The 2,499-nt window shown below is 69.5% G+C and carries 2 protein-coding genes and 2 pseudogenes; 1 reads left to right on the plus strand and 3 read right to left on the minus strand.

Annotated features, from left to right (window positions below; genetic code table 11):
* Positions 1-395 (minus strand): annotated as a pseudogene (locus GTP77_RS29600) (hypothetical protein); the annotation flags it as partial.
* Between the two features lie 213 nt (positions 396-608).
* Here GTP77_RS29600 and GTP77_RS29605 point away from each other — a divergent pair.
* Entirely contained in the window at positions 609-1,307 is a 699-nt protein-coding gene (locus GTP77_RS29605; protein ID WP_161075728.1) for a phosphatase PAP2 family protein, read from the plus strand.
* Here the strand turns inward: GTP77_RS29605 and GTP77_RS29610 are convergent.
* Together GTP77_RS29610 and GTP77_RS29615 are read right to left on the minus strand one after the other, a co-directional pair.
* Positions 1,252-2,226 (minus strand): thymidylate synthase, encoded by a 975-nt coding sequence (locus GTP77_RS29610; protein WP_161075729.1) that lies wholly within the window; start codon positions 2,224-2,226, stop codon positions 1,252-1,254. The two genes, GTP77_RS29605 and GTP77_RS29610, sit on opposite strands and share 56 nt — an antisense overlap.
* A 45-nt stretch (positions 2,227-2,271) precedes the next feature.
* Positions 2,272-2,499 (minus strand): annotated as a pseudogene (locus GTP77_RS29615) (hypothetical protein); the annotation flags it as partial.

The following is a 2,499-nucleotide window of genomic DNA, read 5'->3' on the forward strand; positions in this document are numbered from 1 at the left end:
AGCGCGGCCCAGCCCGCCAGCGTCCAGCCCAGCAGGCAGCGCCCTGCCAGCGGGGCGGCGGCCAAGGCGCAGGCCAGCGCCACCGCCAGCACGATGCCGCACCACGCCATGGCCACCTGGACGGCGATCGAGCGCAGCGTGCGCTGCGCGGTCGGGCCATACATGCCCAGGCGCGGAAACAGCGCCAGCGCCAGGGCGCCGCAGGCCAGCGCGGCCAGCGTGTGCAGGGGCAGCGCTGGCGCCGGGCCGAGCCGCAACAGCAGCGCACTGGCGCAGTACAGCGCGCCGGCGATGGCGGCCAGATCGGCCAGGCGCATCAGCAGCACGAGGCGGGCCGGACTGTTGGTGAGGGTCTTCAACATGGCGCCCAGGGCGCTGCTTGTGCTCTGTTTCATGGTGGTCATCCGAAGGCAGTGAACGCCGCGTTACGGTCCCGGCCAGGCAGGCCCTGGCGCTACCCAATATACGGTTAAATGCCGAGCCGGATGGACCCAAACGAGCAAGTCTTGATAGTGGTCACTTGGCGCGGGCCGTTAGCCGGACGCGGCGTTGGCGCAAGGGCGCGGCTTTGTGGTCCAATAGCAGCTGGACCGGCGGGAGGGACGAGCATGGGATCATGGGAGGCACTGAGTGCGGCGGGCGCGCTGGCGGTAACCGGCGCGCTGGCAGGCGTTATTACGGCGGCGCTGACGGTGCAGCGCGCCTGGGGCCGGCTGCAATGCTGGTGCGTGCTGTTCGGCGCCGCGATGGCCCTGGTGGTGGCCAGCAAGCTGGCTTTCCTGGGCTGGGGACTGGGCGTGCCGGCGCTGCACTTTCGCGGCATCAGCGGCCACGCCGCGCGCGCGGCCGCCGTGTTTCCTGTGCTGGCCTGGCTGCTGCTGGGTCCCGGCCGCCGGCGCGGCGCGGCGGTCGCCGCCGGCGCGCTGCTGGGGATGCTGGTGGGCGTGGCGCGGGTGCAGGTGCATGCGCACTCGGCTTCGGAAGTGGTGGCCGGCTGCCTGCTCGGCTGGGGTGTGGCGGCCGGCTTCATCTGGCATGCGCGCTGCCGGGAGGCGCCGCAGCTGGGGCGGGCGACGGCGGTGCTGTGCCTGCCGCTGGTCTGCTTGCTGGCGAGCGCCGGGCCGGTGCCTACCCAGGTCTGGCTGCGCTCCGCAGCGCGCTACTTGTCCGGGCAGGAACACGCTGCCTTGCATGCGCCGGCCTGGCCCTCGCGGCCGGCATCAAAGCCGGCGGAGATGGTCAAGCCGCAGGCTAGACGGCCATCGGCGCCGTTAGCGGCGCGTGGTGCTGGTAGCCTTCCAGCGTGAAGTCGGACGGCTCGATCTTCTCCAGCCATTCAGGCTCGTACTTGCCGGTGACGGCGTAGTCCGGCACACGGTCGGAAATCACCAGCTTGGGCGCGGGGAAGGGCTCGCGCTTGAGCTGTTCCTGCACCATGTCCATATGGTTTTCGTAGATGTGCGCGTCGCCGATAAAGTAGGTGAACCAGCGCGGCGTATAGCCGGTCAGGCGGCCCACGATGGCCAGCAGCGCCGCGCCTTCGGCCAGGTTGAAGGGCGTGCCCAGGCCGATGTCGTTGCTGCGCACGTAGAGGCACAGCGAGATCTCCTTGGTGCTGGCGTTCGGAATGAACTGGTACAGCAGATGGCATGCCGGCAGCGCCACCTGGTCCAGCACGGACGGGTTCCAGCCGTGGAACAGGATGCGGCGGCTGCCCGGATTGTTAACGATGGTGTCGAGGCATTCGCGCAGCTGGTCGATGGCTTTGTACATCAGCACTTTGGCAACGCCGCCTTCTTCCAGCGGGGCGACCTGGCGGTAGCCTTGTTTCTGCGCGTCGGCGATCTGCGCGGTGGCGGACGCGTCGAGCAGCTTGTAGCCCGGCCATTCGCGCCACTGCACGCCGTACACGGGGCCGAGGTCGTCGGTGCCGGTGCGGTAGGGATTGTCCAGCCATTGCTGGTTTTCGTTGGCGTTCTGGTCCCACACCTTGCAGCCCAGCGCGCGGAAGTCGGCCGCGCTGCGCGAGGCGCGCAGGAAGGCGCACAATTCGCCCACCACGGATTTGAACGCGAGCTTCTTGGTCGTGACGGCCGGGAAGCCGTCTTTCAGCAGGTCGAAGCGCATCATGGCGCCTGGCACGCTGAGCGTGCGGATGCCGGTGCGGTTGTCTTGCCAGCTGCCGGTTTCCAGGACAGTGCGGATCAGATCAAGGTATTGCTGCATATGTTCTCCAACGTGGTGCGTATTAAAGGTGGTGCCTGCGGCGGTTTAGCGTTTCACGCTGCCACGGCCGGTTTTCCTGCTTGGCGCAATGGCTTGCGCGCGGCCTTCCGCGCGGGCCGCCGACTTGGCGCCGCGTCCGCCGGCGACGATCACGCTGCCTTTGGGCGCGGACGGTCCCTGCTGCGCCGCGCCGCGGCCACGGGCCTGGCCTCGGCCCGTCGTCTGGCCGCCGCCATGCGCTTCAGCCAGCGCGCGCAGGGCGGCCGCGTTGCT

Origin of the sequence: Pseudoduganella aquatica, assembly GCF_009857595.1 — a bacterium.
In the GTDB taxonomy this organism is placed as follows: Bacteria; Pseudomonadota; Gammaproteobacteria; order Burkholderiales; family Burkholderiaceae_D; genus Rugamonas; species Rugamonas aquatica_A.

Bases quoted from the DNA above. Each gene is read 5' to 3' on its own strand.
- GTP77_RS29610 (WP_161075729.1), bottom strand. From the start codon at position 2,226: ATGCAGCAATACCTTGATCTGATCCGCACTGTCCTGGAAACCGGCAGC.
- GTP77_RS29605 (WP_161075728.1), top strand. From the start codon at position 609: ATGGGATCATGGGAGGCACTGAGTGCGGCGGGCGCGCTGGCGGTAACC.